This window comes from Pseudomonas gingeri (assembly GCF_013385425.1).
Lineage (GTDB): Bacteria > Pseudomonadota > Gammaproteobacteria > Pseudomonadales > Pseudomonadaceae > Aquipseudomonas > Aquipseudomonas gingeri_D.
The window spans coordinates 105,285-131,149 of record NZ_JACAQA010000006.1 but is presented as its reverse complement, the minus strand read 5'-3'; the positions used below and the strand labels follow the sequence as shown (position 1 = coordinate 131,149).

General features: G+C 61.9%; 24 protein-coding genes. 15 read left to right on the top strand and 9 right to left on the bottom strand.

Features of this window, described 5'->3' with window-relative positions:
* The first annotated feature begins 6 nt into the window (after positions 1–6).
* From HX830_RS11995 to HX830_RS11985, 3 genes are all read left to right on the top strand, one after another.
* Positions 7–612 (top strand): arylesterase, encoded by a 606-nt coding sequence (locus HX830_RS11995; protein WP_103497656.1) that lies wholly within the window; start codon positions 7–9, stop codon positions 610–612.
* Between the two features lie 54 nt (positions 613–666).
* Positions 667–960, top strand: a complete 294-nt coding sequence (locus HX830_RS11990) for a hypothetical protein (RefSeq protein ID WP_100940825.1) — start codon at positions 667–669, stop codon at positions 958–960.
* A gap of 127 nt (positions 961–1,087) precedes the next feature.
* The gene (locus HX830_RS11985) at positions 1,088–2,053 is read left to right on the top strand and encodes a L,D-transpeptidase family protein (RefSeq protein WP_103497655.1); all 966 of its coding nucleotides are present in this window, start codon (positions 1,088–1,090) and stop codon (positions 2,051–2,053) included.
* A 133-nt stretch (positions 2,054–2,186) separates the two neighbouring features.
* Here HX830_RS11985 and oprI read toward each other — a convergent pair whose 3' ends face one another.
* Positions 2,187–2,438 carry an outer membrane lipoprotei OprI gene (gene oprI, locus HX830_RS11980; protein ID WP_100940823.1) on the bottom strand — a complete coding sequence of 84 codons (252 nt, stop codon included), beginning with the start codon at positions 2,436–2,438 and terminating at the stop codon, positions 2,187–2,189.
* A 684-nt stretch (positions 2,439–3,122) separates the two neighbouring features.
* Here oprI and HX830_RS11975 point away from each other — a divergent pair.
* Positions 3,123–3,404: a GNAT family N-acetyltransferase gene (locus tag HX830_RS11975; protein WP_040065473.1), complete on the top strand. Its 282-nt coding sequence runs from the start codon at positions 3,123–3,125 to the stop codon at positions 3,402–3,404.
* Between the two features lie 60 nt (positions 3,405–3,464).
* On the opposite strand, the gene HX830_RS11970 is transcribed toward HX830_RS11975, so the two are convergent.
* Together HX830_RS11970 and HX830_RS11965 are read right to left on the bottom strand one after the other, a co-directional pair.
* Positions 3,465–4,541, bottom strand: coding sequence for a 3-deoxy-7-phosphoheptulonate synthase (locus HX830_RS11970; protein ID WP_103497654.1), 1,077 nt, complete (start codon positions 4,539–4,541; stop codon positions 3,465–3,467).
* A 129-nt stretch (positions 4,542–4,670) separates the two neighbouring features.
* A complete protein-coding gene (locus tag HX830_RS11965) occupies positions 4,671–5,117 on the bottom strand; it encodes a PilZ domain-containing protein (RefSeq protein ID WP_103497653.1) in 447 nt (148 codons plus the stop codon).
* Between HX830_RS11965 and HX830_RS11960 the strand changes: the two genes are divergently transcribed.
* The 4 genes from HX830_RS11960 to cysB all read left to right on the top strand — a co-directional run bounded on the left by HX830_RS11960 (position 5,116) and on the right by cysB (position 8,280).
* Positions 5,116–5,502, top strand: a complete 387-nt coding sequence (locus tag HX830_RS11960; protein ID WP_177100347.1) for a thioredoxin family protein — start codon at positions 5,116–5,118, stop codon at positions 5,500–5,502. The genes HX830_RS11965 and HX830_RS11960 overlap by 2 nt on opposite strands.
* Complete coding sequence (locus tag HX830_RS11955) at positions 5,499–6,464, top strand: putative 2-dehydropantoate 2-reductase (RefSeq protein ID WP_177100345.1); 966 nt, start codon at positions 5,499–5,501, stop codon at positions 6,462–6,464. Before HX830_RS11960 ends, HX830_RS11955 begins: the two co-directional genes overlap by 4 nt.
* A gap of 229 nt (positions 6,465–6,693) precedes the next feature.
* Positions 6,694–7,194, top strand: a complete 501-nt coding sequence (locus HX830_RS11950) for a universal stress protein (protein ID WP_103497650.1) — start codon at positions 6,694–6,696, stop codon at positions 7,192–7,194.
* 111 nt (positions 7,195–7,305) lie between these two features.
* Positions 7,306–8,280 (top strand): HTH-type transcriptional regulator CysB, encoded by a 975-nt coding sequence (gene cysB, locus HX830_RS11945; protein WP_040065465.1) that lies wholly within the window; start codon positions 7,306–7,308, stop codon positions 8,278–8,280.
* Between the two features lie 189 nt (positions 8,281–8,469).
* Here the strand turns inward: cysB and HX830_RS11940 are convergent, their stop codons facing one another.
* The 5 genes from HX830_RS11940 to rloA form a co-directional block, all read right to left on the bottom strand.
* Positions 8,470–9,204 carry a phosphoadenylyl-sulfate reductase gene (locus tag HX830_RS11940; protein WP_100940816.1) on the bottom strand — a complete coding sequence of 245 codons (735 nt, stop codon included), beginning with the start codon at positions 9,202–9,204 and terminating at the stop codon, positions 8,470–8,472.
* A 108-nt stretch (positions 9,205–9,312) separates the two neighbouring features.
* The gene (gene pabB, locus HX830_RS11935) at positions 9,313–10,656 is read right to left on the bottom strand and encodes an aminodeoxychorismate synthase component I (protein WP_177100420.1); all 1,344 of its coding nucleotides are present in this window, start codon (positions 10,654–10,656) and stop codon (positions 9,313–9,315) included.
* Between the two features lie 117 nt (positions 10,657–10,773).
* Positions 10,774–11,760: an alpha-L-glutamate ligase-like protein gene (locus tag HX830_RS11930; RefSeq protein WP_177100342.1), complete on the bottom strand. Its 987-nt coding sequence runs from the start codon at positions 11,758–11,760 to the stop codon at positions 10,774–10,776.
* On the bottom strand, positions 11,760–13,292 hold the full coding sequence (rloB, locus tag HX830_RS11925; RefSeq protein WP_152737159.1) for an osmotic stress tolerance membrane protein RloB: 1,533 nt from the start codon (positions 13,290–13,292) through the stop codon (positions 11,760–11,762). The genes HX830_RS11930 and rloB overlap by 1 nt, the downstream gene beginning before the upstream one ends.
* A gap of 5 nt (positions 13,293–13,297) precedes the next feature.
* On the bottom strand, positions 13,298–13,837 hold the full coding sequence (gene rloA, locus HX830_RS11920) for a retropepsin-like aspartic peptidase RloA (protein WP_103497647.1): 540 nt from the start codon (positions 13,835–13,837) through the stop codon (positions 13,298–13,300).
* A gap of 303 nt (positions 13,838–14,140) precedes the next feature.
* Between rloA and HX830_RS11915 the strand changes: the two genes are divergently transcribed.
* From HX830_RS11915 to prpD, 6 genes are all read left to right on the top strand, one after another.
* The gene (locus HX830_RS11915; RefSeq protein WP_103497646.1) at positions 14,141–14,863 is read left to right on the top strand and encodes a GntR family transcriptional regulator; all 723 of its coding nucleotides are present in this window, start codon (positions 14,141–14,143) and stop codon (positions 14,861–14,863) included.
* Complete coding sequence (gene prpB, locus HX830_RS11910) at positions 14,860–15,759, top strand: methylisocitrate lyase (RefSeq protein ID WP_103497645.1); 900 nt, start codon at positions 14,860–14,862, stop codon at positions 15,757–15,759. Before HX830_RS11915 ends, prpB begins: the two co-directional genes overlap by 4 nt.
* Positions 15,760–15,815: 56 nt before the next feature.
* The gene (gene prpC, locus HX830_RS11905; protein WP_103499184.1) at positions 15,816–16,943 is read left to right on the top strand and encodes a bifunctional 2-methylcitrate synthase/citrate synthase; all 1,128 of its coding nucleotides are present in this window, start codon (positions 15,816–15,818) and stop codon (positions 16,941–16,943) included.
* Positions 16,944–16,962: 19 nt separating this feature from the next.
* The gene (gene acnD, locus HX830_RS11900; RefSeq protein WP_152737157.1) at positions 16,963–19,557 is read left to right on the top strand and encodes a Fe/S-dependent 2-methylisocitrate dehydratase AcnD; all 2,595 of its coding nucleotides are present in this window, start codon (positions 16,963–16,965) and stop codon (positions 19,555–19,557) included.
* Positions 19,558–19,722: 165 nt separating this feature from the next.
* Positions 19,723–20,913 carry a 2-methylaconitate cis-trans isomerase PrpF gene (gene prpF, locus HX830_RS11895; protein ID WP_177100340.1) on the top strand — a complete coding sequence of 397 codons (1,191 nt, stop codon included), beginning with the start codon at positions 19,723–19,725 and terminating at the stop codon, positions 20,911–20,913.
* A gap of 28 nt (positions 20,914–20,941) precedes the next feature.
* On the top strand, positions 20,942–22,426 hold the full coding sequence (prpD, locus tag HX830_RS11890) for a 2-methylcitrate dehydratase (protein WP_177100338.1): 1,485 nt from the start codon (positions 20,942–20,944) through the stop codon (positions 22,424–22,426).
* A gap of 5 nt (positions 22,427–22,431) precedes the next feature.
* Here prpD and ppsR read toward each other — a convergent pair whose 3' ends face one another.
* Positions 22,432–23,250: a posphoenolpyruvate synthetase regulatory kinase/phosphorylase PpsR gene (gene ppsR / locus HX830_RS11885; protein ID WP_103499188.1), complete on the bottom strand. Its 819-nt coding sequence runs from the start codon at positions 23,248–23,250 to the stop codon at positions 22,432–22,434.
* Between the two features lie 175 nt (positions 23,251–23,425).
* On the opposite strand from ppsR, the gene ppsA reads away from it, so the two are divergent.
* Positions 23,426–25,801 (top strand): phosphoenolpyruvate synthase, encoded by a 2,376-nt coding sequence (gene ppsA / locus HX830_RS11880; protein ID WP_103499189.1) that lies wholly within the window; start codon positions 23,426–23,428, stop codon positions 25,799–25,801.
* Positions 25,802–25,865 lie beyond the last annotated feature (64 nt).

Below are 25,865 nucleotides of genomic sequence, written 5' to 3'. Positions count from 1 at the left end.
AATCCGATGCGAGTGTGGTTTTTGAGTGCCGGCCTGGCCTTGATGTGCATGGCCCAGAACGCGGCGGCGGGTACAGTGCTGATCGTGGGCGATAGTATCAGCGCGGGTTTCGGCCTGGATACCCGCGTGGGATGGGTCGCCCTGCTGGAAAAGCGTCTGAAGACCGAGGGTTTTGCCGACCAGGTGGTCAATGCGTCCATCAGTGGCGACACCAGTGCGGGGGGCCAGGCGCGGCTGCCGGCGCTGCTTGCAGAGCATAAACCGCAGGTGGTGGTGCTCGAGTTGGGCGGCAACGATGGCCTGCGTGGGCAGCTGCCGGCGCAATTGAAACAAAATCTTGCATCGATGATCGACAAGTCCCAGGCCACGGGTGCAAAAGTGCTGTTGCTGGGGATGCAGATTCCGCCCAATTATGGTCAGCGCTACACCCAGGCCTTTGCCAAGGTCTATGGTGAGCTGGCCGAGGAAAAACACGTCGCCCTGGTGCCGTTTTTCCTCGAAGGCATCGGCGGCCATCCCGAACTGATGCAGGCTGACGGGATTCACCCGGCACCCGCGGGGCAGGGGATGTTGCTCGATAATGTCTGGCCGAGGTTGAAACCGCTGCTTTGAGCTTTTCTAGCGGCCGGCTTTGGGCTAATGTGGCGCCCCGATTTGGAGCCCCCGATGCAGCGTCCCGCCTGGTCCTTGTTTGCCTACCAACTGATCGAACCCGACGAGCAGCTCGATCTGTTCGCCTGTCAGGAAGTACGCGTGCACCTGGTCACCCGGCAGTTGGAACTCGGCGGCTCGGCCGATCGCACGCTGTGCGGCACGCTGTTGCCGGCCCAGCCGCGCTGGTCGGGGGTGGACCGCTCGATTTTCCAGGACCAGCGCCTGTGCCCCCTGTGCCGGGCGATTCTCGAGTCGCAGAAGCGCGGTACGCCGCCGATCTGGCCGGAACTGCGCTTCGAGCTCTGAGCCCCGGCAACCTGTACCGTACCTGTCTCGTTACGATTGTCCCGGCGTGGCATCTCCCTTGCAGGTGCGCTGTCGGTGTACAATTGCTGTCTATTTACTTACGTCGATCATGCGAAGGATGTCCCGGATGTTATCGCGCTTTCCCGCCGTCACCCGTTGCCTGTCTGTTGCCGCCCTCTGTGTGGCAGGTCCCGTTTCGGCCCTGGAACTGCCGCTGCCACCGCCTGGCGAGGACATCGTCGGCCAGGTCCAGGTGATCAAGGCCAAGTACGAGGACACCTTCGCTGACCTCGGGACCACCTACGACCTGGGTTATTCGGAAATGGTCGCGGCCAACCCGGGCGTCGATGCCTGGTTGCCGGGCGCGGGGACCGATATCGTCCTGCCGACCCGCTTCATCCTGCCGCCGGGCCCGCGCGAAGGCATCGTGATCAACCTGGCCGAATATCGCCTGTACTACTTCCCGAAAGGCCGGAATGTGGTCTACACCTTCCCGCTGGGGATTGGTCGCGAAGGCTGGGGTTCGCCGGTTGCCCACACCACCATTACCGCCAAGATCCCGAATCCGACCTGGACCCCGCCGGCCTCGATCAAGGCCGAGCACGCCGCCGAGGGTGATCCGCTGCCCAACGTGGTGCCGGCCGGTCCCGACAATCCGCTGGGCCCGTTCAAGTTCACCCTGGGTACGCCGGGCTATCTGATCCACGGTTCGAACATGAAGTTCGGCATCGGCACCCGCACCAGCCACGGTTGCTTCCGCATGTACAACAACAACGTGCTGGAGATGGCTGGCATGGTGCCGGTGGGCACTTCGGTGCGGATTATCAACGATGCCTACAAGTTCGGCGTGAGCGGCGGCAAGGTGTTCCTGGAAGCCCATACACCGCTGGACGACAACGGCAACCCTTCGGTGGTCGACAAGCACACCGCGGTGATCAATGCCTTGCTCAAGCGTGAAGACCTGGCGAACAACCTGCGGGTCAACTGGGATGAAGTGCGTGACGTGGTAGCGGCCGAAGATGGCCTGCCGACCGAAATCGCCGTGCCAGGTGCGCCGTCGATGGTCTCCAACGCGCCCGATCTGCAGCAGTAAGGGCGTTGTAAATGACCCGCCCGGGCCTTGAGGCCCTGGCGGGTTTTTTATGCCTGCGCGCCGACCACTTTCTGCCAGGCAAAAAAAAGCCGATCCAGTAATGGATCGGCTTGATAACAACCCCGAGGGATTATTACTTCTTGCTTGCTTTTTCGAGCATACGCAGAGCGCGCTCGTTAGCTTCGTCAGCAGTCTGTTGTGCTTTTTGAGCAGCAGCCAGAGCTTCATCAGCTTTGCGGTAGGCTTCATCAGCACGAGCCTGGGCACGAGCAGAAGCGTCTTCAGTAGCAGTCAGACGGGCTTCAGTTTCTTTGGATGCGCTGCTGCAACCAGTGGCCAGAACGGCGGCCAGGGCCAGAGCAGAGAATTTCAGAACGTTGTTCATCGTGTTCCCCTTCAAGGACTTTCTATTAATAACCATCTCCCCAGAGTGGGGATATAGTCGGCATACATACTACCCATTACTTGTAGTAAGTAAACTGACGTAACGCAAGAAGCAAAAAAAATTTTTGGAAGAGAATATTTTCAGCTAACTTTTCATCATCCTGTATAAAAAATGTGCAGCAACCGGGCGTGATTCGGGCGCTTTGGGCAAGTCCAATCTGCACTAGTGTGCCAGTCACAGGGACTGTCCACTGCTCATACACGCGTCGCGCTAGTCGCGGCGAATGACTCTTTTCTTCCACCGTCGGCAGGGCGGGGAGGCATCTTTGCCAATTGAAAAGTGACTTTAAGAAGCACTGTTCGTCTTACAACATAACATTCCGGCAATCTTCAGCCGCTGTTCAGGTTTTTCAGCGAAAGGGCCCGTTTGGCCGGGCTACCATGAGCCGGTCGGACCATATGACGAGCGTGTCTTGAGCAGGGCGGGCAGGACGCCTACTATCTGTCAGGTGCCCACTTGTTCGGGAGCTGTCGGCTCTTCTCGTTGTCCAACCAGGCACGGGGCGGCGTAGGATATTTGTGATGATTTGGCTGCTGTATCGATTTTTCGTACAGAGCTGGATGATACCTTCGTCGGAAAAACATGTAAGGTAGGGTCAGAATCCAAGACCCGCGAGGAGTAGTGATGAGCGAGGCGTTGTCCATCCACCATGACCAGGCAGGTCATCAATTCGAGACCAATGTGGACGGTCATCGTGCCTACCTGACCTATATGGACCTGGGTAAGCAGACCCTGGATATCTACCGTACCTTCGTGCCGAACGCCTTGCGCGGCCGCGGGATTGCGGCGGCGCTGACCGAACAGGCGCTGGCCTATGCCGACCAGATGGGTTACACGGTGATTCCTTCCTGCTCCTATGTCGAGCGTTACATGGAACGTCATCAGCGGCATGCCGCGAAGATCTGAGTCCACGACGCACACAAAAACGCCGGGCAATGCCCGGCGTTTTCGCGTCTGCGTGTCCGGTCAGCCGCGCTGACGCTTGGGCAACACGTCCTTGAGCTTGGCATGCATGCTGCGCAGGGTTTTTTCGGTGGCGCTCCAGTCGATGCAGGCATCGGTGATCGACACGCCGTATTGCAGGTCGGCGAGGTCTTTCGGAATCGCCTGGCAACCCCAGTTCAGGTGGCTCTCGACCATCAGGCCGATGATCGACTGGTTGCCTTCGAGGATCTGGTTGGCGACGTTCTCCATCACCAGCGGTTGCAGGGCCGGGTCCTTGTTGGAGTTGGCGTGGCTGCAATCGACCATGATGTTGGCCTTGATCTTGGCCTTGGCCAGCGCCTGTTCGCAGACCGCGACACTGACCGAGTCATAGTTCGGCTTGCCGTTGCCGCCGCGCAGGACCACGTGACCGTAGGCGTTGCCCTTGGTGGTGACGATGGACACGCCGCCTTCCTGGTTGATGCCGAGGAAGCGATGGGGGCTGGATACCGACTGCAGGGCGTTGATCGCCACGGTCAGGCCGCCGTCGGTACCGTTCTTGAAGCCCACGGCCGAGGACAGGCCCGAGGCCATTTCGCGGTGGGTCTGGGATTCGGTGGTGCGCGCGCCGATGGCCGACCAACTGATCAGATCCTGCAGGTACTGCGGTGAGATCGGGTCAAGGGCTTCGGTGGCGGTGGGCAGGCCCATTTCCGCCAGGTCCAGCAGCAGCTTGCGACCGATATGCAGGCCGTCCTGGATCTTGAAGGAGTCATCCAGGTAAGGGTCGTTGATCAGGCCCTTCCAGCCGACGGTGGTACGCGGCTTCTCGAAATACACGCGCATCACCAGGTAGAGGCTGTCGGACACTTCGGCGGCCAGGACTTTCAGGCGTTCGGCGTATTCGTGGGCAGCCTTGATGTCGTGGATCGAGCAAGGCCCGATGACGACGAACAGGCGATGGTCAGTGCCATCGAGAATATTGCGGATCACCTCGCGACCTTTGGTCACGGTGCGCAGGGCGCTCTCGCTCAGGGGAATATCACGCTTGAGCTGATCGGGAGTGATCAGCGTCTCGTTGGAGGCGACGTTAAGGTCGTTGATCGGTAAATCAGCCATCGTGTTACTCGTCAGGTCACGGATGCCGGCCGCCAGCGATCCCCGCGCGGCGGAGCGCAGCAGATTTAAGCGCGTCGGGGAGCCGAACCTTAGCGCGTTAGGCGGGGGGCGGGCAATGGCCTGGCCGGTTTAATCGAGTAAAGCTCGCACATAAGGGCGCTCCAGGCTGGCTTGGGAGAAGTCGCTGGCGTGTTCGCGAACCCATTCCTGGGCGATGACTTCGATGTTTTGCCGATCTTTGCTTTGTTGCTGGCGGGTTCGCTGGTAGCGTTCGATCTGGCAGACCTGCTCGCCCATGCGCGCGCCGAACAGGGTTTGTTCGTCGACAAAGGCAATGCCCACCCGGTAGCCGTGCTTGCGTTTCAGGCACCAGGCCACGTAGCCCGGATAACAGGCGCTGGCACCGAGGCTGGGAATACACATTTGCAACGCCGAGCCTTTGCGCCAGCCACGCGGTGAATAGCAGGAGACACCGCCCAGGCTGATGCGGTCGAGTTGGTGAAGAGAAATGCAGGAGTGCTCAAACAGGGTCAATGTGACGGGAACGTCATCGGGATGAGGAAGAAAGCGCACCATGAACAACGACTCCCTGCGTCGGTCAGTGGAAAAACTTTCCAACAGTATAGTGAAGAGCCTGGAGTTGACGGATTTTGATATCGACCGGAATCTATTGGACTTGCCAGGTGTTTCATTACTGATATTCACCAGTGTCGGCTGTGCCTCCTGCCGTTTCGCCCGGGAGGTATTGCCGACCCTGGCCTTGCCGGTCGAGCGCTTGTGCTGGATCGATGCGGGCGACAACGGCGGGGCGGTGCAGCGTTACGGGGTGTTTCATCTGCCGGCGCTGTTTGTGGTCAAGGACGGTGGTTTTCATGGAGCTGTGCAGTCACGCCTGGCCGTGAACGAGCTTGCCGACGGGGTTCGGCAGGCCTTGAGTCTTGTACCAGAGGAGTTGCCATGACAGGTTCAGCGAGCAGGCCGCGTATCGGCATTATCGGCACCGGTGCGATCGGTGGGTATTACGGTGTGATGCTGGCGCGGGTCGGCTTTGACGTGCATTTTCTGTTGCGTAGCGAGTTTTCGGCGGTGGCTGGGGACGGCTTGCGGATCGACAGTGCGGTGCACGGTGCCCTGCATTTGCAGAATGTGCAGGCCTATGCCCAGGCCGCCGACATGCCGCCCTGCGACTGGTTGCTGGTGGGCGCCAAGACCACCAGCAACGCCAGTCTCGCGCCGCTGATTGCCCAGGCCGCGGCACCGGGGGCGAAGGTGCTGGTACTGCAGAACGGCCTCGATGTGGAGGATGAACTGCGTGCGCTGTTGCCCGAGTCCCTGCATCTGTTGGGCGGGCTGTGCTTTATCTGCGTGCACCGTGCCGGCCCCGGGACCATCGTGCACCAGGCCCTCGGCGCGGTGAACATCGGTTATCACAGTGGTCCGTTGCTCGATGATGCGACGGCTCGCCAGGCTCTGGTCGAAGAGGGGGCCGGTCTGTTCCACGCGGCGGGCATCGAGTCCCAGGCCATGGCCAACCTGCAGCAGGCGCGCTGGCAGAAGCTGGTGTGGAACGTGCCTTACAACGGTCTGTCGGTGTTGTTGCGGGCCAGCACCACGCCGTTGATGAGCGATGACAGCAGCCGCGAACTGGTCCAGGCGCTGATGGCCGAGGTGGTCCGGGGTGCCCAGGCCTGCGGTCATGAGCTGCCGGTCGGTTATGCCGAGCACCTGTTCAAGGTGACGGAGAAGATGCCGGACTACTGGCCGAGCATGTACCACGACTTTGTCCATAAGCGGGCGCTTGAATTGGACGCCGTCTATGGGCGTCCGCTGGCCGCGGCAAGTGCCGCCGGTTGCGAGTTGCCGAAGATCCGAGCCCTGTACCAGGCCCTGGCCTTTATCGACGCGAACAATCGCCAGGATTGAATGCGCTCCTGTAGGAGTCGGGCTTGCCCGCGAAGAGGCCCTTGAGCCTTGCGTCGATCATGCGGCCCTCTTCGCGGGCAAGCCACGTTCCTACAGGTTTCAGGTGTTTTCAAGATCGGGTTTCTTCAAGGATGAGCAGCGGGGCCGGCCCGACCAGCCGTGCTCCGAGGTCTGCGGGGCGCTGCTAAGCTCAACTGAACTCCGCCATTCTGGCAGTCGAGGAGGCCCCATGATCCGTTCGATGTTGTACGCCACCGACCTCGGTCTGTATGCGCCTTATGTCATGCAGCATGCCCTCGAGTTGGCGCGGACGTTCAAGGCCGATTTGTATGTGGTGCACGCCGTCGAGCCGATGGGGTTGTTCGCCGAGTCGGTGTTGCAGAGCTACCTGGACGAGCAGGCATTGAACGAATTTCACAGCCAGGGTCTTAACACCGTGATGGCGACCATTGAGCAGCGGGTGCTCGACAGCTTTCGCGAGGAGTGTGCCGACGGGCTGCAGGACCTGAGCATGATCCAGTCGATCAAGGTGCTCCAGGGCGATCCTTCGCAGGTCATTCTCGAACAGGCCCGGGCTCTCTCGGTGGACCTGTTGATCGTCGGCAGCCATAGCCATGGTACTGGTAGCGAGGCGCATTTGGGGCGCACCGCCGCGCGGGTCCTGCAGTTGGCCCAGGTGCCGGTTTACCTGGTACCGCTGTTGCAACGCCGTCGCTATGGCGATGTCTGAGTCGGAAAGTCAGGGTTTTGATAAAAAAGTTCTAGATTTATTCTTCAAACCATTCATATAGTTATATATCGCCGCTGTTACTGCGGCGTTTACCTGCTTTGAGGGATACATATGAAGCTTCAACAACTGCGCTACATCTGGGAAGTGGCGCACCACGACCTCAACGTTTCCGCGACCGCGCAAAGCCTTTACACCTCTCAGCCGGGTATCAGCAAACAGATCCGCCTCCTCGAAGACGAGCTGGGTGTCGAAGTCTTCGCCCGTAGCGGCAAGCACCTGACCCGCGTCACGCCCGCCGGTGAACGTATCATCACCACGGCCGGCGAGATCCTGCGCAAGGTCGAGAGCATCAAGCAGATCGCCCAGGAATTCTCCAACGAGAAGAAAGGCACCCTGTCGATCGCCACCACCCACACCCAGGCGCGTTATGCCTTGCCGCCGGTGATCAGCAGCTTTATCAAGCAATACCCGGACGTGGCCCTGCACATGCATCAGGGCTCGCCGATGCAGATCGCCGAGATGGCCGCCGACGGTACCGTGGATTTCGCCATTGCCACCGAAGCCCTGGAGCTGTTCGGCGATCTGGTGATGATGCCGTGCTATCGCTGGAACCGTTGCGTGGTCGTGCCCCAGGGCCACCCACTGACCAAGCTGCCGAAGCTGACCCTGGAAACTCTGGCCGAATACCCGATCGTCACCTACGTGTTCGGTTTCACCGGGCGTTCCAAGCTGGACGAGGCCTTCAGCCATCGCGGCCTGACCCCCAAGGTGGTGTTCACCGCGGCGGACGCCGACGTGATCAAGACCTATGTCCGCCTGGGCCTGGGCGTTGGTATCGTCGCCAAGATGGCGGTGGACCCGGTACTCGACAAGGACCTGGTGGTGCTCGATGCCAGCGAGTTGTTCGAGTCCAGCGTGACCAAGATCGGTTTCCGTCGCGGCACTTTCCTGCGCGGTTTCATGTGCGACTTCATCGAGAAGTTTGCGCCGCACCTGACCCGTGAGGTCATGGCCAAGGCCATCCAGTGCCACAACAAGCAGGAACTGGAAGAGCTGTTCGATGGTGTCGAGCTGCCGGTGCACTGAGTCGCCCGAACATGAAAAAGCCCCGACTGGTTCGGGGCTTTTTTGTGCCCGCTGTCAGGCGCTTGAGGCACATAAACTGTGGGAGCGGAGCTTGTCGGATCGCCGTACCGCCGCGAAGCTTTTGGCGGCCTCAAGGGCCTATTCGCGGGCAAGCTCCGCTCCCACAGGTTTTGCGCTGTTCAGGACTCCTCAGATCTTGGCGATCAGATTGCCCGAGTGCAGGCCGCATTCCTTCTGCGTGGCTTCCTCCCACCACCAGCGGCCTTCGCGTTCGTGCTGGTTCGGCAGCACCGGACGGGTGCAGGGCTCGCAGCCGATGCTGATAAAGCCGCGCTCATGCAGGCTGTTGTAGGGCAGTTCGAGCATGCGGATATAACCCCAGATCTCTTCGCTGCTCATCTGTGCCAACGGGTTGAACTTGTACAGGGTGCGTTCCGGGGTGGAGAAGGCGCTGTCGATTTCCAGTGCCGCCACCTGGCTGCGGGTGCCCGGGCTCTGGTCGCGACGCTGGCCGGTGGCCCAGGCGCTGACCCCGGACAACTTGCGGCGCAGCGGCGCGATCTTGCGGATACCGCAGCATTCGCCGTGGTTGTCCTTGTAGAAGCTGAACAGGCCCTTGGCCTTGACGAACGGCTCGAGCTCATTGTGATCCGGGGAGATCAGCTCGATATCGATCTTGTAGTGCTCGCGCACCTGATCGATAAAGCGGTAGGTCTCCGGGTGCAGGCGACCGGTGTCGAGGCTGAAGACCTTGACGTTCTTGTTCAGTTTCCAGGCCATGTCCACCAGCACCACGTCTTCCGCGCCGCTGAAAGATATCCACAGGTCATCGCCAAACTGGGAAAAGGCCAGCTTGAGAATGTCCTGGGCGGACTTGTTAGCGTATGTCGCGGCGAGTTCTGCGACGTCGAACGGTTGGCTCATCAGGCGGTTCCTACAGTCAGTGGCGCTTTGCGCTCGAATAGGTGAATAGTAACAAAATCCTTCGGCGCCGGCCCCATGCTCAAGCACGATCCCTTGCGGGCACAGGCTTCAGAGGCTTTGCAGGGTGTCGAGCAAGACCTTCACCTTGGTGATGGACTCCTGGTATTCCGCCTGCCAGTCGGAATCGGCGACGATGCCGCCGCCGCCCCAGCAACTGACCTGGCCATCCTTGACCAGCAGGCTGCGGATGGCGATGGAGCTGTCCATCTCGCCGCGCACATCCAGGTACAGCAGCGAACCGCAATACAGCGCCCGTCGGGTCGGTTCCAGCTCGTCGATGATCTGCATGGCGCGGATCTTCGGCGCGCCGGTGATCGAGCCGCCGGGAAAGCTGCCGGCGATCAGGTCGAGGGCGTCGCGGTCGTCGGCCAGGGTCCCGGTCACGCTGCTCACCAGATGGTGCACGTTGGGGTAACTCTCCAGGCTGAACAGTTCCGGGACCCGTACCGAACCGATACGGCAGGTGCGCCCCAGATCGTTGCGCAGCAGGTCGACGATCATCAGGTTTTCCGCGCGGTCCTTGCTGCTGGCCAGCAGTTCGGCGGCGTTGGCCGCGTCTTCAGCCGCGTCGCGGCCGCGTGGGCGGGTGCCCTTGATCGGGCGTGTCTCGACCTGGCCCTGGCTCACCTTGACGAAGCGCTCCGGTGACAGGCTCAGCACCGCGCCGTGGTCGGGCAGGCTCTGGAAGCCGGAGAAGGGTGTCGGGCAGGCGGCGCGCAAGGCGCAATAAGCGACCCACGGATCGCCCTGGCAGTCAGCCCGGAAGCGCTGGGCGAAGTTGACCTGATAGCAGTCACCGGCCTGGATATAGTGCTGGATACGTTCGAAGGCCTGGCGGTAGGCGTCGGCCGTGAGGTCCGCGGTCATCGGGCCCTTGAGCTGGAATTCGTTGCTGTCCCGGGCGGCCGGCTGGCCGAACAGCTGGATCAGCCGTTCGCGCTCGGCGACTTCGACGCTGGGATGGAACACCAATTGGCTGCTGCCTTGCTGGTGATCGCTGATCAGCGCCCAGGCATACAGGCCGAAACGCGCATCGGGCAGTTGCAGGTCGTCCCGCGCCTGATTGGGCAGCTGTTCCAGGTGGCGGCCGAAGTCGTAGCTCAGGTAGCCGATCAGGCCGCCGGCAAACGGCAGTTCGCACGCCGCCGGAAGTTGTGCTTCGCCCAGGTGCGCCAGGTTGTCCCGCAGGCGTTGCAGGAACGCCGCGCCACGCTCGTCCGGCAACACCGCCAGTTGCTCCAGCGGCCAGGCGCTGAGCAGGTCGTAACGCCCGCGCTCGGCCTCGGGCCGGCCGCTGTCGAGCAAGACGGCGCCGGGCGCATGGCGGATCGCCGCGAAGTAATGGGCGGGATTGGCATGGTAGGGCAACGGATGTACGGTGCAGGTCAACATGGGGGGCGGGTCAGCCATGGGAGCGCGGTGCGCGATTGTAGTCTCCTGTAGGCGTTGCTCCTAGGGGCATGTCGCTGGATGGAGATTGCCTTGTAGGATCTGTCGTTGTGCAGTGGATCAGTCGTTGAGTGCCGGCACATGGCCGAACAGTTTCTGGACAAAACGCACCCGTGCCTCCGGCGTCTCGGTGATGCCCGCGGCGGCCAGTTCCGCCAGGTGGGCCTCCACGGCATGGGTCCGGTGGGTCAGCCCGCAGTCGTTGGCGATCTGGATATTCAGGCCGGGGCGGGCATTGAGTTCGAGGATCAGCGGGCCCTTGTCCTGGTCCAGGACCATGTCCACGCCGATATAACCCAGGCCGCAGAGCTCATGGCAGCCGGCCGCCAGTTGCATGAAGGCGTCCCAGTTGGGCAATTGCACGCCATCCACCGGATGGGTGGTGTCCGGGTGCTTGCGGATGATGTTGTTCAGCCAGGTGCCGCGCAGGGTGATCCCGGTCGCCAGGTCCACGCCCACGCCAATGGCGCCCTGGTGCAGGTTGGCCTTGCCATGGGACTGGCGGGTCGGCAGGCGCAGCATGGCCATTACCGGGTAGCCCATCAGTACGATGACGCGGATGTCCGGCACGCCTTCGTAGCTGATGCTCTTGAAGATCGGGTCGGGGGTGACCCGGTATTCGATCAGCGCGCGGTCGCGGTGCCCGCCCAGGGAATACAGGCCGGTCAGGATGCTGGAGATCTGGTGCTCGATTTCCCCGTGGCTGATCAGGCGTCCGGAGATCGAGCGATAGTGGCCCTCGAAACGGTCGGCGATCACCAGGATGCCGTCGCCGCCCGCGCCCTGGGCCGGCTTGATAACGAAATCACGGCGCCCGTCGATGATCGCTTCCAGCCGGTCGATTTCCTTTTCCGTGGAGATCACCCCGTACATTTCCGGCACCTGGATGCCGGCGGCGATGGCCCGCTCCTTGGTGATGATCTTGTCGTCGACGATGGGGTAGAGGCTGCGCTTGTTGTACTTGAGCACATAGTCCGCGTTGCGCCGGTTGATCCCCATGATGCCCCGGGCCTCCAGGGCTTTCCAGGTTTTCCACAGGCCGAACATCAGGCGTTTTCCTTGAGGAACGCCTTGAAGCGCAGCAGTTCGGTCAGGCGGTAACCGCGATAGCGACCCATTGCCAGCATGAAGCCCACCAGGATCAGCAGGATCGCCGGGAAGGTGAAGACGAAGTAGATCAGCTCCGGCACGGTCATGATCAGGTGCGCCAGGGAGGCCGCGAACAGCGTGCCGATGGCGACTTTCAGGGCATGATTGGCGCCGCGCTCTTCCCAGGTGATGGACAGGCGCTCGATGGTCATGGTCAGGATCACCATCGGGAACAGTGCCACCGACAAGCCACGTTCCAGGCCCAGCTTGTGGCTGAACAGGCTGATGGCGGCGATCAGCACCACGACGAAGGTCAGTACCACCGACAGCCGTGGCAGCATCTGCAACTTCAGGTGTTCCAGGTAGGAGCGTAGCGACAGCCCGAGGGCGGTAATGATGGTGAACAGCACGATGCCGAAGCCCAGCTGGGTTTCACGGAAGGCCAGGGCGATCAGCACCGGGGTGAAGGTGCCGAGGGTCTGCAGGCCGATCAGGTTGCGCAGGATCAGGATCACCAGCACGCCGATGGGGATCATCACCATGATCATGAAGGTCTGCTGGGTTTGCAGCGGCAGGCCATAGAGCGAATATTCGAGGAAGTTGGCGTCGGAGTTCTCGTCGGTCAGCTTGGCCAGGCGGATCGCGTTCATCTCGCTGTTGTTCAGGCTGAAGGTGACGCCGGCCTTCTTGCCGCCCTCGACGCTGATCAGGTTGTCGGCGCCGGTCCACCAGAGCAGGCGGTCGGACGGCAGGCCCTGTTCACCGGTGTCCGGGTTGAAATACAGCCAGTCCGTGCCGTTGAAGCTGCGCAGCCAGAGTTCCGGGGTCTGCGGTTGATCGGCCACAAGGCGCAGGGTGTGGGCGCGTTCCATCGGCACATGGGCGATGGACAGCAGCAGTTCGATGATCTGCGCCTTGTGCGGGGTCGACGGATCGCCGGCCAGCAGCAGCTTGACGTTGTCGTCGCCGAGGTTGTTGACCCGCTTGATGGTTTCGCCGATGAAGGTCTCGACGTCCGCCGAGTGCTGGCGGATCGGCGCGAGCAAGGCGTCCGCGGCGATTTTCTCCGGCCCCTCGATCGCCATGCTGTCGCGGAAGGTCGGACCTTTGACCTTGGGTTTCTCGCCGGTATAGCGCTTGGTCAGCACCAGGCGGTAATACAGCGTCTGCTTGCCACTGACCTTGCGTGCCGACCAGGTCACCTTGCGGTTGCCGTCGGCGCGGTTGACGCTCACCCCGTAGTTGTTGGAAATGAAGCTCTCGTTGAGGCTGACGTAGTCGCGGCTCAGGGGCGGCACGAACATCTGGATCTTCACCGGTTCCTTGGTGCTGGCGACGAACTCGACCTTGGCGTCGATGTTCCACAAGTCGTCCGTGGCATCCTCGGTGACGGGAATCCCCAGCACGAAAATCTGATAGGCCGTGACCGAAGCACCCAGCAACACCAGTACGGTGATGAGGATTTTCAGGTGGAGGGTGAGAGAACGCATTCGGATTACTCGGCGGTTTGTGCGTCGTGGCTGCAGGCGGGTTTGCCGGCAGCGTACTTAAGACTGGGGTCGACCAGCGCATCGAAGCGCTTGAGGGCTTCGGAGCCGATCAACAGCGGGTATTGGAAGCTGCTGCGGTCGGTCAAGTTCACTTCTATGCTGCGCAAGGCGCTGCCCATGCAGATTTCCAGGGTGATCACCGGGCGCGCGGTATAGGCGTTGCCCTCGTCCGGGTCATAGTCGCCGGCACGGCGCTTGATCTTGCTGACGCGGGCCAGGGGCAGTTCTATCGGATGCGAGTGGGCGGCGTCGATCGCCAGGTAGAAGCGCACCCAGCTTTCACCGTTGCGTTTGAACCGGTGGATGTCGCGGGCACTGAGGGAAGCGGTCTTGGCACCGGTGTCGAGCTTGGCCGGCACTTGCAGGTCGATCCCGGCCAGTTGCGCGTACTCGTTCAGGCCGTACACCGTCTTCTCGGTCGCGAGGCTGATGCCAGGCAGACAAAACAGGCAGAGAAGCAGTAGGGAGAAAGGCGTGAGTCTCATAAATCCTGGCGCGTATCGGGCAATCTTGATTCAAGGGGACTGGCAATATCGCGCAAGCATCCTCGTACGTCTGTCAGGAAAATATGACAGTCAGCGCATCGGCGGAAGCGCGCGGCATTCTAGCATGCTGGACTTGTCGCGCCAGCGCCGGACGCCTCCCTCGTCGGATAGGTCGAGGTTTGTTCCTTGAAGCGCGCTGTTTCAGTGCTTCTTAGACTATTGTCGACAATACCAATTAATTCTTTGACTGATTTGCTGATATTGGCTAGTTTTAGCGCCATTGATGGATAAGGTGTCGACAATATGTTGCATGAGCTGGAGCCACCCGCGATTGCCCAGGACGATTCGGAAACCTTGTCCGAGAACGTCTTCCGGCGCATTCAGGCGGCGATCGTCAAGGGTGAAATCGCCCCCGGCAGCAAGATTTCCGAGCCGGAGCTGGCCCGCACCTATGGCATCAGCCGCGGCCCGCTGCGCGAGGCCATTCACCGTCTGGAAGGCCAGCGCCTGCTGGTGCGCGTGCCCCATGTCGGGGCGCGGGTAGTGTCCCTCAGCCAGGCCGAGTTGATCGAACTCTACGAAATCCGCGAGTCCCTCGAAGGCATGGCCTGTCGCCTGGCGGCCGAGCGCATGACGGCCGAGGAAATCGAGGAGTTGAGAGAGGTTCTCAATACCCATGAGCGCGACGCGGCGTTCCAGGCCGGGGTCGGCTATTACCAGCAGGAAGGCGATTTCGACTTTCACTACCGGATCATCCAGGGCGCGGGCAACCGCACCCTGACCCAGATGCTCTGCGGCGAGCTGTATCAGTTGGTGCGCATGTACCGCATCCAGTTTTCCGTCACTCCCAATCGGCCACGCCAGGCGTTCGCCGAGCACCACCGGATTCTCGACGCCATCGCCGAGCGCGATGGCGAATTGGCCGAACTGCTGATGCGCCGCCATATCGGCGCGTCGAAACGCAATATCGCGCGTCACTACCAGGACGCCGTCCAACCGACAGCTACGAAGCGAGGTGAGTCATGAGTCAGGGTTCCAACAAGAGCACGCCCGGTCAGCGTTTCCGCGATGCGGTCGCCAGCGAACAGCCCTTGCAGGTGGTCGGCGCGATCAACGCCAACCACGCCTTGCTGGCCAAGCGCGCCGGCTTCAAGGCCATCTACCTGTCCGGTGGCGGTGTCGCTGCCGGCTCCCTCGGGGTGCCGGACCTGGGCATCACCGGCCTGGATGACGTGCTCACCGATGTACGGCGGATCACCGATGTCTGCGACTTGCCGTTGCTGGTGGATGTCGACACCGGCTTCGGGGCCTCGGCGTTCAACGTGGCGCGCACGGTCAAGTCGATGATCAAGTTCGGCGCGGCGGCGATCCATATCGAAGACCAGGTCGGCGCCAAGCGTTGCGGCCATCGGCCGAACAAGGAAATCGTCACCCTGCAGGAAATGGTCGACCGTATCAAGGCGGCGGTGGATGCCCGTACCGACGACAGCTTCGTGATCATGGCGCGTACCGATGCCCTGGCCGTGGAAGGCCTGGAGTCGGCCCTGGAACGTGCCGCCGCGTGCATCGAGGCCGGTGCCGACATGGTCTTTCCGGAAGCCATCACCGAACTTGAGATGTACAAGCTGTTCGCCAGCCGCGTGAAGGCGCCGATCCTGGCCAATATCACCGAGTTCGGTGCGACGCCGCTGTTCACCACCGAACAGCTGAAGTCCGCCGACGTGTCCCTGGTGCTGTACCCGCTCTCGGCGTTCCGTGCGATGAACAAGGCGGCGGAAAACGTCTACACCGCGATTCGCCGCGACGGCACCCAGGCCAATGTGATCGACACCATGCAGACCCGCATGGAGCTTTACGATCGTATCGATTACCACACCTTCGAGCAGAAGCTCGATGCGTTGTTTGCCCAGAAGAAGGGCTGAGACCTGACTACCCTGACTTGCCGGGTCCCTAATAAATTCAAGAATTGGAGAGAGCAATGGCTGAAGCAAAAGTACTGAGCGGTGCCGGCCTGCGTGGCCAGGTCGCCGGGCAAACCGCCTTGTCCACCGTCGGCCAGGCCGGTGCCGGCCTGACCTACCGTGGTTACGACGTGCGTGAACTGGCCGCCGAGGCGCGTTTCGAAGAGGTCGCCTACCTGCTGCTGTACGGCGAGCTGCCGAATGCCACCGAACTGGCGGCCTACATGGGCAAGTTGCAGACCCTGCGCGACCTGCCCCAGGCACTGAAAGAAGTGCTCGAGCGGATTCCCGCTGATGCCCACCCGATGGACGTGATGCGCACTGGCTGTTCCTTCCTCGGGAATATCGAGCCCGAAGGCGACTTCGCCCGCCAGCATGAAGCCACCGACCGGCTGCTGGCCGCGTTCCCGGCGATCATGTGCTACTGGTATCGCTTCAGCCACGAAGGCAAGCGCATCGACTGCGTGACCGACGAGGCTTCCATTGGCGGGCATTTCCTGCACCTGCTGCATGGCAAGGCGCCAAGCGAGTTGCACCGCAAGGTGATGGACGTGTCGCTGATCCTCTACGCGGAGCACGAGTTCAACGCCTCGACCTTTACCGCGCGGGTCTGTGCCTCGACCCTGTCCGACCTGTTCTCTTGCATCACCGCCGCCATCGGTTCCCTGCGCGGCCCGCTGCACGGCGGCGCCAACGAGGCGGCGATGGAAATGATCGAGCGTTTCAGCTCGCCCCAGGAAGCCGTCGAAGGCACCCTCGGCATGCTGGCGCGCAAGGACAAGATCATGGGCTTCGGTCATGCGATCTACAAAGACAACGATCCACGCAATGAGGTGATCAAGGGTTGGTCGAAGAAACTCGCCGATGAAGTCGGTGACACCGTGCTGTTCGCGGTTTCCGAAGCCATCGACAAGACCATGTGGGAGCAGAAGAAACTCTTCCCCAACGCCGACTTCTACCATGCCTCGGCGTACCACTTCATGGGCATTCCGACCAAGCTGTTCACGCCGATCTTCGTCTGCTCGCGCCTGACCGGCTGGGCCGCGCATGTGTTCGAGCAGCGTGGCAACAACCGCATTATCCGTCCGAGCGCCGAGTACATCGGCGTCGAACAGCGCAAGTTCGTGCCAATCGAGCGTCGCTGAAATAATCGAGTCCCAGACCATGAATAGCCAATACCGTAAACCGCTGCCCGGCAGCCACCTGGATTTCTTCGACGCCCGTGCGGCGGTCGATGCCATCCAGCCCGGGGCTTACGCGACCCTGCCTTACACCTCCCGGGTACTCGCCGAGAACCTGGTCCGTCGTTGCGACCCGGCGACGCTGACCGATTCCCTGAAGCAACTGATCGAGCGCAAGCGCGACCTGGACTTCCCCTGGTTCCCGGCCCGGGTGGTCTGCCATGACATTCTCGGCCAGACCGCCCTGGTCGACCTCGCCGGCCTGCGTGATGCCATCGCTTCCCAGGGCGGCGATCCGGCCCAGGTCAACCCGGTGGTGCCGACCCAACTGATCGTCGACCACTCGCTGGCGGTGGAATGCGGCGGTTTCGACCCGGACGCCTTCACCAAGAACCGCGCCATCGAAGACCGTCGCAACGAAGACCGTTTCCACTTTATCGACTGGACCAAGAAGGCCTTCAAGAACGTCGATGTGATCCCGCCCGGCAACGGCATCATGCACCAGATCAACCTGGAGAAAATGTCCCCGGTGATCCAGGCGCGGGACGGCGTGGCCTTCCCCGACACCTGTGTCGGCACAGACAGCCACACCCCTCACGTCGATGCGCTGGGGGTGATCGCCATCGGTGTCGGCGGCCTCGAAGCCGAGAGCGTGATGCTCGGCCGGGCCTCCTGGATGCGCCTGCCGGAAAGCGTCGGCGTCGAACTGACCGGCAAGCTGCAACCGGGCATCACCGCCACCGACATGGTGCTGGCGCTGACCGAGTTCCTGCGTAAACAGAAAGTGGTCGGTGCCTGGTTGGAGTTCTTTGGCGAAGGCGCCTCGGCGCTGACCCTGGGTGATCGCGCGACCATTTCCAACATGGCCCCGGAGTACGGCGCCACGGCGGCGATGTTCTATATCGACCAGCAGACCATCGACTACCTGAAACTCACCGGGCGTGAAGACGAGCAGGTCAAGCTGGTGGAAACCTACGCCCGCCACACCGGGCTCTGGGCCGACAGCCTGAAAGGCGCGGACTACGAGCGTGGTTTGAGCTTCGACCTGTCCTCGGTGGTGCGCAATATGGCCGGTCCGAGCAACCCCCATGCCCGCGTCGCCACCAGCGACCTGGCGGCCAAGGGCATTGCCGGCCAGTGGGACGATGTGCCGGGGCAGATGCCCGACGGCGCGGTGATCATCGCCGCCATCACCAGTTGCACCAACACCAGCAACCCGCGCAACGTGATCGCCGCCGGCCTGATGGCGCGCAACGCCAACAAGCTCGGCCTGACCCGCAAGCCCTGGGTCAAGTCGTCCCTGGCGCCGGGTTCCAAGACCGTGGCACTGTACCTGGATGAAGCCGGGCTGACCAAGGAGCTGGAACAGCTGGGCTTTGGTGTCGTGGCCTTTGCCTGCACCACCTGCAACGGCATGTCCGGTGCGCTGGACCCGGCGATCCAGCAGGAAATCATCGACCGTGACCTCTATGCCACGGCCGTGTTGTCCGGTAACCGTAACTTCGATGGACGTATCCATCCCTACGCCAAGCAGGCCTTCCTGGCATCGCCGCCGCTGGTGGTGGCCTATGCCATCGCCGGGACCATCCGTTTCGATATAGAGAAGGATGTGCTGGGCCTGGACGCCGACGGCAAGGAAATCCGCCTCAAGGATATCTGGCCGAGCGACGAAGAGATCGACGCGGTGGTCAAGGCCTCGGTGAAGCCGGAGCAGTTCCGCAAGGTCTACATCCCGATGTTCGCCATTCACGAAGACACCGGTCCCAAGGTCACGCCGCTGTACGACTGGCGGCCGATGAGCACCTATATCCGCCGTCCGCCGTACTGGGAAGGCGCCCTGGCCGGCGCGCGACCGCTCAAGGGCATGCGCCCGCTGGCGGTGCTGCCGGACAACATCACCACCGACCACTTGTCGCCGTCCAACGCCATCATGCTCGATAGCGCGGCCGGTGAGTACCTGGAGAAAATGGGCCTGCCGGAAGAGGACTTCAACTCCTACGCGACCCACAGGGGGGATCACCTCACCGCGCAGCGCGCGACCTTCGCCAACCCGAAGCTGTTCAACGAAATGGTCGTGGAAAACGGCAAGGTCAAGCAGGGTTCCCTGGCGCGGGTCGAGCCCGAAGGGCAGGTCATGCGCATGTGGGAAGCCATCGAAACCTACATGGAGCGCAAGCAGCCGCTGATCATCATTGCCGGTGCCGACTACGGCCAGGGCTCGTCCCGTGACTGGGCGGCCAAGGGCGTGCGGCTGGCTGGGGTCGAGGCGATTGCCGCCGAAGGCTTCGAGCGTATCCATCGCACCAACCTGGTGGGCATGGGCGTGTTGCCGCTGGAATTCCTGCCTGGGACCGACCGCAAGACCCTTGGCATCGACGGCACCGAGACCTTCGATGTGATCGGCGAGCGCACCCCTCGTAACACCCTGACCCTGGTGATCAATCGCCATAACGGCGAGTGTCTTGAAGTGCCGGTGACCTGCCGCCTCGACACCGCTGAAGAGGTCTCGATCTATGAGGCCGGTGGTGTCTTGCAGCGTTTTGCCCAGGACTTCCTTCAATCGGCCACGGTGGGTTGAAGGCGTTGCCGGGGCGGCAGTTGAAGCCCCGGCCTTGTTCATGACAGGTCGGCCTGCCAGTGATTGCAGCGCAAGATTCAGCGCCGCCATCGCCAGCAAGCCGGCTCCTACAGATGTGTGTTTTGCCGCGAAACAGCGTCGCGTCCAGACTCAGCAGGAGATTTCATGGCCCACGTAGCGCAAATCAAGATCCCCGCCACCTATATGCGCGGCGGCACCAGCAAGGGGGTGTTCTTCAACCTCAGCGACCTGCCCGAAGCGGCGCAATTGCCCGGTGCGGTGCGGGATGCGTTGTTGTTGCGGGTGATCGGCAGCCCCGACCCCTATGAGAAGCAGATCGACGGCATGGGCGGGGCGACCTCCAGCACCAGCAAGACGGTGATCCTGTCCAAGAGCATCAAGGCCGAGCACGACGTCGACTACCTGTTTGGTCAGGTCTCCATCGACAAGCCGTTTATCGACTGGAGCGGCAACTGCGGCAACCTGTCGGCGGCGGTCGGTTCGTTCGCCATCAGCGCCGGCCTGGTGGATGCCGGGCGGATCCCGCGCAATGGCGTGGCGGTGGTGCGGATCTGGCAGGTGAATATCGGCAAGACCATCATCGCCCATGTGCCGATCACCGAGGGCCAGGTGCAGGAAACCGGTGACTTCGAGCTCGACGGCGTGACCTTTCCGGCCGCCGAAGTGCAGCTTGAATTCATGGACCCGGCGGCCGAGGAGGAGGGCGCCGGCGGTTCGATGTTCCCCACCGGCAATCTGGTGGACGACCTGGAAGTACCGGGTGTCGGTACCTTCAAGGCGACCATGATCAATGCCGGGATTCCGACGATCTTCGTCAATGCGGCGGATATCGGCTACACCGGTACTGAGTTGCAGGGCGATATCAACAGCGATCCCAAGGCCCTGGCGATGTTCGAGACGATCCGGGCCTACGGTGCCGTGCGCATGGGCCTGATCCGGCATATCGATGAGGCGGCGACCCGTCAGCACACGCCGAAGGTGGCGTTTGTCGCGGCACCCGCGAGCTATACCGCGTCGAGTGGCAAGCCGGTGGCGGCGGCCGATCTGGACCTGTTGGTGCGAGCCTTGTCCATGGGCAAGCTGCACCATGCGATGATGGGCACGGCGGCGGTGGCCATCGGTACCGCGGCGGCAATTCCCGGCACCCTGGTGAACCTGGCGGCGGGCGGTGGCGAGCGCAGTGCGGTGCGTTTCGGTCATCCGTCGGGTGCCTTGCGGGTTGGGGCGCAGGCTTCCCAGGTCAACGGTGAATGGACCGTGGTCAAGGCCATCATGAGCCGCAGTGCGCGGGTCCTGATGGAAGGCTGGGTACGTGTGCCGGGTGATGCTTTTTGAGCTGAACCACCCTCGGAGTGAAGCAAAGATGAGCGCCAACGTTGATCTGAACAACCGTCCCGATTACGACCAGGTCCTGCAGGATATCGCCGACTATGTGCTCGACTATCAGGTCGAGTCCGCGGAGGCGCTGGATACCGCGCGCAACTGCCTGATGGATACCCTCGGCTGCGGCCTGTTGGCCCTGCGCTTTCCCGAGTGCACCAAGCACCTCGGGCCGCTGGTCGAGGGCACCATCGTGCCCTTCGGCTCGCGTGTGCCGGGGACGAGCTTTCGCCTCGATCCGGTCAAGGCGGCCTGGGATATTGGCTGTATCGTCCGTTGGCTCGACTACAACGACACCTGGCTGGCGGCCGAGTGGGGTCATCCTTCGGACAACCTCGGCGGGATTCTCGCGGTGGCCGATCATCTGTCGCAGAAGCGTGTGGCCAATGGTGAGGCACCGCTGAGCATGCGGGTGGTGCTGGAGGCGATGATCATGGCCCACGAGATCCAGGGCGTGATTGCCCTGGAAAACTCTTTCAATCGGGTCGGTCTTGATCATGTGCTACTGGTGAAAGTCGCCTCCACCGCGGTCACCGCCAAACTGATGGGGGCCAGCCGTGAACAACTGCTGGCGGCGCTGTCCCATGCCTTTGTCGATGGCCAGGCGCTGCGCACCTATCGTCACGCGCCGAATGCCGGTTCGCGTAAATCCTGGGCGGCGGGCGATGCCACCAGTCGTGGCGTACGCCTGGCGGATATCGCCCTGCGCGGGGAAATGGGCATTCCCGGGGTGTTGAGCGCGCCACAATGGGGCTTCTACGATGTGCTGTTCAGCCATACCAGCAAGGACCTGGCGCTCAAGCCCGAAGACAAGCGCACCTTCAGCCTTTCCCAGCCCTATGGCAGCTATGTCATGGAAAATGTGCTGTTCAAGATCAGTTTTCCCGCCGAGTTCCATGCCCAGACGGCCTGTGAGGCGGCGGTGACGCTGCACCCGCAGGTCAGGAGCCGCCTGGGCGAGATCGACCGGATCGTGATCACCACCCATGAATCGGCGATCCGCATTATTTCCAAGGTCGGCAAACTGGCCAATGCCGCCGACCGCGACCACTGCCTGCAATACATGACGGCGGTGCCGCTGGCCTTCGGCAATCTGGTGGCCGAGCACTACGAGGACGATTTCCACGCGGCCCATCCGATCATCGATGTGTTGCGCGAGAAGATGGTGATCGTTGAAGACCCGCGCTACACCCGTGAATACCTGGAGGCCGACAAGCGTTCGATCGCCAATGGGGTGCAGGTGTTTTTCAAGGATGGGACCAGTACCGCGCAGGTGGTGGTGGAATACCCGATCGGCCATCGTCGGCGCCGGGCCGAGGGTATTGCGTTGCTGGAAGACAAGTTCAAGGCCAATCTGGCGACGCGCTTTACCGCCCAGCGCAGTGCCGAAATCCTCGCCCTGTGCAAGGATCCGGCGCGCCTGGAGACGACGCCGGTGCATCGGTTTGTCGATCTGTTCGTGATCTAGGTGCTTTACTTGAAGCGCCGCTCCACACCTTTCTCCACAAGAATCTTCGCCGAAATCTCTTCCACCGAGAAATGCGTGGAGTTGATATGGGCGATGTTCTCGCGGCGAAACAGGTTTTCCACCTCGCGCACTTCGAATTCGCACTGGGCATAGCTGGAATAACGACTGTTGGGCTTGCGCTCGTTGCGGATCGCGGTGAGACGGTCCGGGTCGATGGTCAGGCCGAACAGCTTGTGCTGGTGGGCGCGCAGGGCGGCCGGCAGTTGCAGGCGTTCCATATCGTCCTCGGTCAGCGGGTAGTTGGCCGCGCGGATGCCGAATTGCATCGCCATGTACAAACAGGTCGGGGTCTTGCCGCAACGCGACACACCCACCAGGATCAGGTCGGCCTTGTCGTAATAGTGGGTGCGGGCACCGTCGTCGTTGTCCAGGGCGAAGTTCACCGCCTCGATGCGCTCCATGTAGTTGGAGTTGCCGCCGATGGAGTGGGACTTGCCCACCGAGTAGGACGAGTGCTCGCTCAGTTCCTGTTCCAGCGGGGCGAGGAAGGTGGAAAAAATGTCGATCATGAAACCATTGGACGTGGCGAGGATCTCACGAATGTCCTGGTTGACGATGGTATCGAAGATGATCGGGCGAAATCCGTCCTTTTCGGCGGCGATATTGATCTGTTGTACCATGGCCCGGGCTTTGTCGACGTTGTCGATGTAAGGACGGGTGAATTTGGCGAAGGTAATGTTTTCGAACTGCGCCAGCAGGCTTTGACCCAGGGTTTCGGCGGTGATACCGGTGCCATCGGAGATAAAGAAAGCAGATCGTTTCATTTGCGCCTTGGGCCTTAAGCTGGTGACGATTCTTGGATATGATAGGCGGGATTTGTCCGCCAGGAATGACGGGCATTCTCACTTATTTTCCAGGTCCAGGCCACATGGCGGATAACCTGCCCATTAGAGCAGTCCGCTCCTGAGCTTTTCCAACACAGTTAGTGGAGAGATCACCTTGGTAGAGTACGTAGTTTCCCTCGATAAGCTCGGCGTCCATGATGTAGAGCACGTAGGGGGCAAGAACGCATCCCTGGGCGAGATGATCAGTAACCTCGCGGGTGCCGGTGTATCGGTCCCCGGCGGCTTTGCCACTACGGCTCAGGCGTATCGTGATTTTCTCGAACTCAGTGGCCTGAACGACCAGATCCATGCGGCGCTGGATGCACTGGACGTCGATGACGTCAACGCCCTGGCCCGCACCGGTGCACAGATCCGCCAGTGGATCATGGAAGCCGAGTTCCCCGAGAAGCTCAACGCCGAGATCCGCACCGCCTTCGCCACCCTGTCGGCGGGCAACCCGGACATGGCCGTGGCCGTGCGTTCCTCGGCCACCGCCGAAGACCTGCCGGACGCCTCCTTCGCCGGCCAGCAGGAAACCTTCCTGAATATCCGCGGCGTGGAAAACGTCATCCGCGCGGCCAAGGAAGTCTTTGCCTCGCTGTTCAACGACCGCGCCATTTCCTACCGCGTGCACCAGGGCTTCGACCACAAGCTGGTGGCCCTGTCCGCCGGCGTGCAGCGCATGGTGCGTTCGGAAACCGGCACCGCCGGGGTGATGTTCACCCTCGACACCGAGTCGGGCTTCCGTGACGTGGTGTTCATCACCGGCGCCTACGGCCTGGGTGAAACCGTCGTACAAGGCGCGGTCAACCCGGATGAGTTCTACGTGCACAAGGGCACCCTCGAAGCCGGTCGTCCCGCCATCCTGCGCCGCAACCTGGGCAGCAAGGCGATCAAGATGATCTACGGCGACGAAGCCAAGGCCGGTCGTTCGGTCAAGACCGTCGATGTCGACAAGGCCGAGCGCGCGCGTTTCTGCCTCAGCGACGCCGAAGTCAGCGAGTTGGCCAAGCAGGCGATGATCATCGAGAAGCACTACAAGTGCCCGATGGACATCGAATGGGCCAAGGACGGTGATGACGGCAAGCTGTACATCGTCCAGGCGCGTCCGGAAACCGTGAAGAGCCGCACCCAGGCCAACGTCATGGAGCGCTACCTGCTCAAGGAAACCGGCACCGTGCTGGTGGAAGGCCGTGCCATCGGCCAGCGCATCGGCGCCGGCAAGGTGCGGATCATCAAGGACGTGTCCGAGATGGACAAGGTCCAGCCAGGCGACGTGCTGGTTTCCGACATGACCGACCCGGACTGGGAGCCGGTGATGAAGCGCGCCAGCGCCATCGTCACCAACCGTGGCGGGCGAACCTGCCACGCGGCGATCATCGCCCGTGAGCTGGGGATTCCGGCAGTGGTCGGTTGCGGTAACGCCACCCAACTGCTGAAAGACGGTCAGGGCGTGACCGTTTCCTGTGCCGAAGGCGACACCGGTTATATCTTCGAAGGCGAACTGGGCTTCGATATCAAGAAAAACTCCGTCGATGCCATGCCGGAACTGCCGTTCAAGATCATGATGAACGTCGGCAACCCGGACCGCGCTTTCGACTTCGCACAGTTGCCGAACGCCGGCGTGGGCCTGGCCCGCCTGGAATTCATCATCAACCGCATGATCGGCGTGCACCCCAAGGCGCTGCTGAACTACGCCGGGCTGCCACCGGAAATCAAGGACAGTGTCGATAAACGCATCGCCGGTTACGACGATCCGGTCGGCTTCTATGTCGAGAAGCTGGTGGAAGGTATCAGCACCCTGGCGGCGGCGTTCTGGCCGAAGAAGGTCATCGTGCGCCTGTCGGACTTCAAGTCCAACGAATACGCCAACCTGATCGGCGGCAAGCTCTACGAGCCGGAAGAAGAAAACCCGATGCTGGGCTTCCGTGGGGCCTCGCGTTATATCAGCGAGTCGTTCCGTGACTGCTTCGAACTCGAATGCCGTGCCCTCAAGCGCGTGCGCAACGAGATGGGCCTGACCAACGTCGAAATCATGGTGCCTTTCGTCCGTACCCTCGGCGAAGCCAGCCAGGTGGTCGACCTGCTCGCCGCCAACGGCCTGGCCCGTGGCGAGAACGGCCTGCGGGTGATCATGATGTGCGAGTTGCCGTCCAACGCCATTCTCGCTGATGAATTCCTTGAGTACTTCGATGGTTTCTCCATCGGTTCCAACGACCTGACCCAGCTGACCCTGGGCCTGGATCGTGATTCAGGGATCATCGCGCACCTGTTCGACGAGCGTAACCCGGCGGTGAAGAAGCTGTTGTCCAACGCCATCCAGGCTTGCAACAAGGCCGGCAAGTACATCGGCATCTGCGGCCAGGGGCCTTCCGATCACCCGGACCTGGCGCTCTGGTTGATGGAGCAGGGCATTGAAAGCGTGTCGTTGAACCCGGACTCCGTGCTGGAGACCTGGTTCTTCCTGGCTGAAGGGCAAGCCCAGGCCTGACCCCTGTGGGAGCTGGCTTGCCGGCGATGCGTCCTTGAGGGCGCCAAAAGCTTCGCTGGCAAGC

Excerpts from the sequence above, each read along its gene's own strand:
- HX830_RS11995 (WP_103497656.1), top strand. The coding sequence starts at position 7 with ATGCGAGTGTGGTTTTTGAGTGCCGGCCTGGCCTTGATGTGCATGGCC.
- HX830_RS11990 (WP_100940825.1), top strand. The coding sequence starts at position 667 with ATGCAGCGTCCCGCCTGGTCCTTGTTTGCCTACCAACTGATCGAACCC.
- HX830_RS11985 (WP_103497655.1), top strand. The coding sequence starts at position 1,088 with ATGTTATCGCGCTTTCCCGCCGTCACCCGTTGCCTGTCTGTTGCCGCC.
- oprI (WP_100940823.1), bottom strand. The coding sequence starts at position 2,438 with ATGAACAACGTTCTGAAATTCTCTGCTCTGGCCCTGGCCGCCGTTCTG.
- HX830_RS11975 (WP_040065473.1), top strand. The coding sequence starts at position 3,123 with ATGAGCGAGGCGTTGTCCATCCACCATGACCAGGCAGGTCATCAATTC.
- HX830_RS11970 (WP_103497654.1), bottom strand. The coding sequence starts at position 4,541 with ATGGCTGATTTACCGATCAACGACCTTAACGTCGCCTCCAACGAGACG.
- HX830_RS11960 (WP_177100347.1), top strand. The coding sequence starts at position 5,116 with ATGAACAACGACTCCCTGCGTCGGTCAGTGGAAAAACTTTCCAACAGT.
- HX830_RS11965 (WP_103497653.1), bottom strand. The coding sequence starts at position 5,117 with ATGGTGCGCTTTCTTCCTCATCCCGATGACGTTCCCGTCACATTGACC.
- HX830_RS11955 (WP_177100345.1), top strand. The coding sequence starts at position 5,499 with ATGACAGGTTCAGCGAGCAGGCCGCGTATCGGCATTATCGGCACCGGT.
- HX830_RS11950 (WP_103497650.1), top strand. The coding sequence starts at position 6,694 with ATGATCCGTTCGATGTTGTACGCCACCGACCTCGGTCTGTATGCGCCT.
- cysB (WP_040065465.1), top strand. The coding sequence starts at position 7,306 with ATGAAGCTTCAACAACTGCGCTACATCTGGGAAGTGGCGCACCACGAC.
- HX830_RS11940 (WP_100940816.1), bottom strand. The coding sequence starts at position 9,204 with ATGAGCCAACCGTTCGACGTCGCAGAACTCGCCGCGACATACGCTAAC.
- pabB (WP_177100420.1), bottom strand. The coding sequence starts at position 10,656 with ATGTTGACCTGCACCGTACATCCGTTGCCCTACCATGCCAATCCCGCC.
- HX830_RS11930 (WP_177100342.1), bottom strand. The coding sequence starts at position 11,760 with ATGTTCGGCCTGTGGAAAACCTGGAAAGCCCTGGAGGCCCGGGGCATC.
- rloB (WP_152737159.1), bottom strand. The coding sequence starts at position 13,292 with ATGCGTTCTCTCACCCTCCACCTGAAAATCCTCATCACCGTACTGGTG.
- rloA (WP_103497647.1), bottom strand. The coding sequence starts at position 13,837 with ATGAGACTCACGCCTTTCTCCCTACTGCTTCTCTGCCTGTTTTGTCTG.
- HX830_RS11915 (WP_103497646.1), top strand. The coding sequence starts at position 14,141 with ATGTTGCATGAGCTGGAGCCACCCGCGATTGCCCAGGACGATTCGGAA.
- prpB (WP_103497645.1), top strand. The coding sequence starts at position 14,860 with ATGAGTCAGGGTTCCAACAAGAGCACGCCCGGTCAGCGTTTCCGCGAT.
- prpC (WP_103499184.1), top strand. The coding sequence starts at position 15,816 with ATGGCTGAAGCAAAAGTACTGAGCGGTGCCGGCCTGCGTGGCCAGGTC.
- acnD (WP_152737157.1), top strand. The coding sequence starts at position 16,963 with ATGAATAGCCAATACCGTAAACCGCTGCCCGGCAGCCACCTGGATTTC.
- prpF (WP_177100340.1), top strand. The coding sequence starts at position 19,723 with ATGGCCCACGTAGCGCAAATCAAGATCCCCGCCACCTATATGCGCGGC.
- prpD (WP_177100338.1), top strand. The coding sequence starts at position 20,942 with ATGAGCGCCAACGTTGATCTGAACAACCGTCCCGATTACGACCAGGTC.
- ppsR (WP_103499188.1), bottom strand. The coding sequence starts at position 23,250 with ATGAAACGATCTGCTTTCTTTATCTCCGATGGCACCGGTATCACCGCC.